At 66.7% G+C, this 6726-nt stretch carries 4 protein-coding genes, 1 pseudogene and 1 other annotated feature (1 of these 6 only partly in view); all 5 genes and pseudogenes read right to left on the bottom strand.

Going from position 1 to position 6726, the window contains the following annotated elements; genetic code table 11:
• Positions 1-73, top strand: a sequence feature (16S ribosomal RNA rRNA prediction is too short) (it extends 349 nt beyond the left edge of the window).
• Positions 61-1329: pseudogene (gene lpdA / locus BU28_RS26750) on the bottom strand (dihydrolipoyl dehydrogenase); the annotation flags it as partial. It overlaps the preceding feature by 13 nt.
• 45 nt (positions 1330-1374) lie before the next feature.
• Complete coding sequence (locus BU28_RS0102830; protein WP_028718099.1) at positions 1375-1767, bottom strand: MAPEG family protein; 393 nt, start codon at positions 1765-1767, stop codon at positions 1375-1377.
• Positions 1767-2024, bottom strand: a complete 258-nt coding sequence (locus BU28_RS0102825; protein ID WP_028718098.1) for a hypothetical protein — start codon at positions 2022-2024, stop codon at positions 1767-1769. The genes BU28_RS0102830 and BU28_RS0102825 overlap by 1 nt, the downstream gene beginning before the upstream one ends.
• Before the next feature lie 138 nt (positions 2025-2162).
• Positions 2163-3713, bottom strand: a complete 1551-nt coding sequence (odhB, locus tag BU28_RS0102820; RefSeq protein ID WP_028718097.1) for a 2-oxoglutarate dehydrogenase complex dihydrolipoyllysine-residue succinyltransferase — start codon at positions 3711-3713, stop codon at positions 2163-2165.
• Positions 3714-3715: 2 nt separating this feature from the next.
• Entirely contained in the window at positions 3716-6682 is a 2967-nt protein-coding gene (locus BU28_RS0102815; protein ID WP_028718096.1) for a 2-oxoglutarate dehydrogenase E1 component, read from the bottom strand.
• Between the last annotated feature and the right edge of the window lie 44 nt (positions 6683-6726).

The following is a 6726-nucleotide window of genomic DNA, read 5'->3' as shown; positions in this document are numbered from 1 at the left end:
GTGGGCGTGGCAGGTCAGCGCGATATCCTCGGCCGAGGCGCCGAATTCCATCGCCACGCAGACCTCGTGGATCAACTCGCCCGCGCCGGGGCCGATGATGTGGCAGCCCAGCACCCGGTCGGTTTCGGCATCCGCGATCATCTTCACGAAACCCTCGGCCTGGAACAGGGCCTTGGCGCGCGCATTGCCCATGAAGGGGAACTTGCCGACCTTGATCTTGCGGCCGGTTTCCTTGGCGGCTTCCTCGGTCAGGCCGACGGATGCCACCTCGGGGGTGGTGTAGATCACGCCGGGGATCACGTCGTAATTCACATGCCCGTGCTTGCCGGCGATGACCTCGGCCACTGCCATGCCCTCGTCCTCGGCCTTGTGGGCCAGCATCGGGCCGGGCACCGCGTCGCCGATGGCGTAGATGCCCTTCACGCTGGTCTGCCAGTGGCCGTCCACCTTGACAAAGCCGCGCTCGGTCAGCTCGACCCCCACCTTGTCCAGGCCCAGACCCGCGACATAGGGGCGGCGGCCGGTGGCGACCAGAACCGTTTCCGCCTCGATCACGTGCTCGCTGTCGTCCTTGCGCAGGGTATAGGCGACCTTGGCGCCGTCCTGGCCGGTCGTGACGCCCGAGACCGCCGCGCCCAGCACGAATTTCAACCCCTGCTTGGTCAGGATCTTCTGGAACTGCTTTTGCACCTCGCCGTCCATGCCGGGCGTGATGATGTCCAGGAATTCGACCACCGTGACCTCGGCCCCAAGCCGCGCATAGACCGAGCCGAGCTCAAGCCCGATGACGCCCGCGCCGATCACCACCATGGATTTCGGGATCTGGGGCAGCGCCAGCGCGCCGGTGGAATCGACCACCACGCCGCCGGCATTGTCGACCTCGACGCCCTTCAGCGATGCGGGTTCGGACCCCGAGGCGATGACGATGTTCTTCGTCTCGTGCACCGTATCGCCGACCTTGACCTTGCCCGGCCCCTCGATCTCGGCCCAGCCCTTGATCCAGTCGATCTTGTTCTTCTTGAACAGGAACTCGATGCCCTTGGTGTTGCCGGCGACCGTCTCGGCCTTGTAGCCCTGCATCTTGGTCCAGTCGACGGTGACATGGGCGCCGGTCAGGCCCATCTTGTCGAAGTTCTCATGCGTCTCGTGCAGCAGGTGGCTGGCGTGCAGCAGCGCCTTGGACGGGATGCAGCCCACGTTCAGGCAGGTGCCGCCCAGGGTCTCGCGGCCCTCGACGCAGGCGACCTTCAGGCCCAGCTGGGCCGCGCGGATGGCGCAGACATAGCCCCCGGGGCCGGCCCCGATCACGATCAGGTCATAGGTGGACATTCAGGTCTCCTTGCAGCAGCACGGCGCCGTCCGCGCCGCTTCGGTTCAGGTCAGCAGGCTGGCGACGATCATCACCAGCGTCGAAAGAAAGCCCACCGCCCAGATCAGCGAACGCCAGGGCGACCAGCCCCAGGCATAGGCCGGAACGTAAAGCAGGCGGGCGAACAGATAGAGCCAGGCGCAGATCGCCGTGACCAGGCTGTCGGTGTCCGTGACCATCACCAAGAGCACGGCGATGGTAAACAGGATCAGCCCTTCGAAATGGTTGTCGACGGCGCGCCGCAGCCGCCCGGTCAGGGCCGAGAACTGCGGCTGGCTGTCGCGCGGGCTGGCGTTCCAGTCCAGCCCCACGTCCCGGTTCATCGCGGCCCCCGCAAGGCCGATCTGCGCCGCCTGCAGCAGCGCGGCCAGCGCCAGGGCCGTGGTTTCGGCAGCCATCAGACCGTCTCCACGAAGCGGTAATCCGCCCACAGGACGCCGGCCCGGCTGGTGAAGACACCGGCGGCGCCTTGCAGATAGTCCCGCGCCCGGGCGGCATCCGCCACCTGGTACAGCGCCCAAACATTGCGGTCGTCCTCGCGCCACAGCTGCAGCAGGGTCAGGCTGTTGTTGCCGCGATCCTCGGCGTCCTGGTCGAACTGGCTGCGAAAGGCGGCAAAATCCGCGACGGTATAGTGGGCGATCATCTGGGTCATGGCTTCACTCCTGGGGTCAGGCCGAGGGCCGGCCGGCACGGTCAGCAGGCGGGCCCTGGCGCGGCTCAACCAGACAGGCCGGAAAGAGTTGCGCCACCCCGAAGGGAAAGGGGCGGCGCCTGGCCGCCCCCGATGCAATCACAGGTCCATCAGCAGGCGGCGGGGATCCTCCAGCGCCTCTTTCACGCGGACCAGGAAGGTCACGGCGCCCTTGCCGTCGACAATGCGGTGGTCATAGCTCAGCGCCAGATACATCATCGGGCGGATGACGATCTGGCCGTTCACGACCACCGGGCGTTCCTGGATCTTGTGCATGCCCAGGATGCCCGACTGCGGCGGGTTCAGGATGGGCGAGGACATGAGCGAGCCATAGACCCCGCCGTTCGAGATGGTGAAGGTGCCGCCCTGCATTTCCGCCATGGTCAGCTTGCCGTCGCGGCCCTTGGCGCCCAGTTCGGCGATCTCCTTCTCGATCTGGGCGAAGCTCTTGCGGTCGGCGTCGCGCACCACAGGAACGACCAGGCCGTTCGGGGTGCCGACGGCGACGCCCATGTGGACGAAGTGCTTGTAGACCACATCGCCGCCGTCGATCTCGGCGTTGACCTCGGGGACTTCCTTCAGGGCGTGGCAGCAGGCCTTCACAAAGAAGGACATGAAGCCCAGCTTGACCTTGTGCTTCTTCTCGAACTGGTCCTTGTAGCTGTTGCGCAGGTCCATGACGCCCGACATGTCCACCTCGTTATAGGTGGTCAGCATGGCGGCGGTGTTTTGCGCGTCCTTGAGCCGGCGGGCGATGGTGGCGCGCAGGCGGGTCATCTTGACGCGCTCCTCGCGCGCGGCATCCTCGGCCGAACTCGGGGCGCGGGGCGCCGCAGCCGGGGCAGGGGCGGCCGAAGGCGCGGGCGCCGAACCGGCGCGGGCGACATCCTCCTTCATGACGCGGCCGTCGCGGCCGGTGCCCGTGACCGCGTCGCGGCTGACGCCGGCCTCGGCCATGGCCTTCTTGGCCGAGGGCGCGTCCTCGACATCGGCGCGGGGCTTCGGCGTCTCGGGACCGGCGCCGGGGGATTCCACCGCAGCGGCCTTCTTCGCCTCGGGCTCGGCCTTGGAGGGCGCGGGCGCCGCGCCGGCCGCGCCTTCGGTGATGATGGCAAGCCGGGCAGTCGCATCGACGGTCGCGCCTTCATCGGCCAGGATCTCGGCCAGCACGCCGGCGGCGGGGCTAGGCACCTCGACCGAAACCTTGTCGGTTTCCAGTTCGCACAGCATCTCGTCCTGGGCGACGCTGTCGCCGACCTTCTTGAACCAGGTGGCGACGGTGGCTTCGGTGACGCTTTCGCCCAGGGTGGGCACCATCACGTCGATGGATTTTCCGCTCATCTTCTTCTGTCCTTCCTGGGGCTTCGCGCCCGCATCGTGCTTGGGCAACATTTCCTCGGGGCCCGCGTTGCCGACCTCGGCGATCTGGGCCAGCAGGGCGTTCGGGGTGACGGTCTCGCCCTCGGGGGCGACGATCTCGGCCAGCTTGCCGGCGACGGGCGAGGGGACCTCGACCGTCACCTTGTCGGTTTCCAGCTCGCACAGCATCTCGTCGACTGCCACGCTGTCGCCCGGCTTCTTGAACCAGGTGGCGACGGTCGCCTCGGATACCGATTCCCCCAGCGCGGGGACGCGCACTTCCACGGCCATCGTCATGCCCCGATCGTGATGGCTTCGTTGACCAGCGCCTCTTGCTCAGCCTTGTGGCGCGAGGCAAGGCCGGTCGCCGGCGAGGCCGAGGCGGCGCGGCCCACATAGCGGGCGCGGCCGTGCTTGGCGCCGATGCGCGACAGCACCCATTCCAGGTTCGGCTCGACGAAGGTCCAGCCGCCCATGTTCTTGGGCTCTTCCTGGCACCAGACGATCTCGGCGTCCTTGAAGCGGTCAAGCTCCTTGGACATCGCCTGCGCGGGGAAGGGATAGAACTGTTCCAGGCGCATCAGATAGACGTTGTCGGCCCCGGCGGCGTCGCGTGCAGCCAGCAGGTCGTAATAGACCTTGCCCGAGCAGATCACCACGCGCCGGATCTCGCTGTCGGGCTTCAGCGTCAGCGAGGCGGTGCCGCGCTGCGCGTCGTCCCACAGCACCCGGTGAAAGGTCGAGCCGGTGGTGAACTCGTCCGCCGTCGAGACCGCCTGCGGGTGGCGCAGCAGCGATTTCGGCGTCATCAGGATCAGCGGCTTGCGGAACGGGCGCTTCAACTGGCGGCGCAGGATGTGGAAATAGTTCGCGGGTGTCGTGCAGTTCGCGACGATCCAGTTGTCCTCGGCCGACATCTGCAACCAGCGCTCAAGCCGGGCCGAGCTGTGTTCGGGGCCCTGACCCTCGAAGCCGTGGGGCATCATCACCACCAGGCCCGACATGCGCAGCCATTTCTTCTCGCCCGAGTTGATGAACTGGTCGAACATAATCTGCGCGCCATTGGCGAAGTCGCCGAACTGCGCCTCCCACAGGACCAGGCTGTTGGGTTCGGCCAGCGAATAGCCGTATTCAAAGCCCAGCACCGCATATTCCGACAGCATCGAGTCGATGACCTCGTAGCGCGCCTGCCCGCCCCGGATGTGGTTCAGCGGATAGTAGCGTTCCTCGGTGACCTGGTCGATGAAGGCCGAATGGCGTTGCGAGAAGGTGCCGCGGGTCGAATCCTGGCCCGCCAGGCGCACCGGATGCCCCTCGACCAGCAGCGAGCCGAAGGCCAGCGCCTCGCCCGTCGCCCAGTCGAAGCCCTTGCCGGTTTCGAACATCTGCTTCTTGGCTTCCAGCAGGCGGCCGACGGTCTTGTGCAACTCGAACCCTTCGGGCACGCGGGTCAGCGCGGTGCCAAGCTCGGCCAAGGTCTCGGGGCTGATGCCGGTGTTGCCGGCGTTGTATTCGGCGCCCTCGGCCTCGAGCCCCGACCACTTGCCGTCCAGCCAGTCGGCCTTGTTCGGCTTGAAGTTCTTGCCGACCTCGTATTCCTCGTTCAGATGGGCCTGGAACGCGGCCTTCATCTCTTCGATCTCGCCCTCGGGGACAAGGCCGTCGGCGACCAGGCGCTCGGTGTAAAGCTGCAGCGTGGTCTTGTGGCCCTTGATGGTCTTGTACATCGCCGGGTTGGTGAACATCGGCTCGTCGCCTTCGTTGTGACCGAAGCGGCGATAGCAGAAGATGTCGATGACGACGTCCTTCTGGAACTTCTGGCGGAACTCGGTCGCGACCTTGGCGGCATGGACCACGGCCTCCGGATCGTCGCCGTTGACGTGGAAGATCGGCGCCTCGACCATCAGGGCGATGTCGGTCGGATAGGGCGAGGTGCGGCTGAAATGCGGCGCCGTGGTAAAGCCGATCTGGTTGTTCACAACGATATGGATGGTGCCGCCGGTGCGGTGGCCGCGGATGCCCGAAAGCTGCAGGCATTCTGCCACGACCCCCTGGCCCGCAAAGGCCGCGTCGCCGTGCAGCAGGATCGGCAGGACCGAGGTGCGGTGCGTCTGGTCGGACAGCTGGTCCTGCTTGGCGCGGACCTTGCCCAGCACGACCGGGTTCACCGCCTCGAGGTGCGAGGGGTTCGCGGTCAGCGACAGGTGCACGGTGTTGTCGTCGAAGGTCCGGTCCGAGGAGGCGCCGAGGTGGTATTTCACGTCGCCCGAGCCGTCCACGTCGTCGGGCTTGTAGCTGCCGCCCTGGAATTCGTGGAAGATCGCCCGATAGGGCTTGTTCAGCACGTTCGCCAGCACCGACAGGCGGCCGCGGTGCGGCATGCCGATCACCACCTCCTTGACGCCAAGCGCGCCGCCACGCTTGATGATCTGCTCCATCGCGGGGATCAGCGCCTCGCCGCCGTCCAGGCCAAAGCGCTTGGTGCCCATGTACTTGACATGCAGGAACTTTTCAAAGCCCTCGGCCTCGACCAGCTTGTTCAGGATGGCGCGGCGCCCCTCGCGGGTGAAGGCGATCTCCTTGCCGTAACCCTCGATCCGCTCCTTCAGCCAGGCCGCTTCCTCGGGGTTCGAGATGTGCATGAACTGGATGGCGAAGGTGCCGCAATAGGTGCGCTTCATCAGATCCACGATCTGGCGGATCGAGGCGACCTGCAGGCCCAGCACGTTGTCGATGAAGATCGGCCGGTCCATGTCGGCGTCGGTGAAGCCGTAGGTTTCGGGCTTCAGTTCGCCGTGGTCGGGGATCTCGCGCATGCCCAGCGGGTCAAGGTCGGCATGCAGGTGGCCGCGGATGCGGAAGGCGCGGATCAGCATGATGGCGCGCACGCTGTCCAGCACCGCGCGCTTCAGCTGGTCGTCGCTCAGGCTGACGCCCTTTTCGGCGGCCTTGCCGGCGATCTTGTCCAGCGCCGCCTTGGCTTCGGCCTTGGGCAGCATCGGCCATTCGCCGGTCAGCGCCGAGGTGGTCTCGTCGCTGGGCGCGGGCGGCCAGTCGGCCCGGCGCCAGCTGGCGCCCTTGGCTTCGCGCGTGACGGTCGTCTCGTCATCGCCCAGGCTGCGGAAGAAGGCATCCCAGGCCGCGTCCACCGCCGAGGGGTCCTTGGCCCACTGGCCATAGAGCTGCTCGACATAGACCGCGTTCTGGCCCTGGAGAAAGCTGGAGTCGTGGAAGGTCGCGTTGGGGGATTGATCGTTCATTTCTGATCGTCCAGTTGCTTGCCGTCGCGCTCTGGCGGCTGGTG

The organism is Paracoccus yeei ATCC BAA-599 (assembly GCF_000622145.1).
In the GTDB taxonomy this organism is placed as follows: Bacteria; Pseudomonadota; Alphaproteobacteria; order Rhodobacterales; family Rhodobacteraceae; genus Paracoccus; species Paracoccus yeei.
This window is presented reverse-complemented; position numbering and strand designations above follow the sequence as displayed.